Source organism: Rhodobium orientis (assembly GCF_003258835.1).
GTDB lineage: Bacteria > Pseudomonadota > Alphaproteobacteria > Rhizobiales > Rhodobiaceae > Rhodobium > Rhodobium orientis.
The window spans coordinates 1-264 of the sequence record NZ_NPEV01000185.1 but is presented as its reverse complement, the minus strand read 5'-3'; the positions used below and the strand labels follow the sequence as shown (position 1 = coordinate 264).

Sequence of the window (264 nt, the reverse complement as noted above, 5' to 3'; positions counted from 1 at the left end):
GTCACGCCGTAAAGAACATCGGCTTCTTCCATTGTTCCTTTCCGGTGGGTGATGACGATGAACTGGGTTTCATGGCTGTATTTTTTCAAGTATTGGGCAAAGCGGAACACGTTCGCTTCATCAAGGGCCGCCTCGACTTCATCCAGCACGCAGAACGGAACCGGTCTGACTTTGAGGATCGAAAACAGGAGCGCGATCGCCGTCAAGGCCCGTTCCCCGCCGGAAAGCAGGCTCAGGTTCTGCAGCTTTTTGCCCGGAGGCTGG

1 protein-coding gene is annotated in these 264 nt (G+C 55.3%); it reads right to left on the bottom strand.

Translation table 11 applies throughout. From position 1 onward, the window contains the following. Positions 1-264: AAA family ATPase (locus CH339_RS25760; protein ID WP_146610311.1), on the bottom strand; the 264-nt coding region annotated here is incomplete at both ends.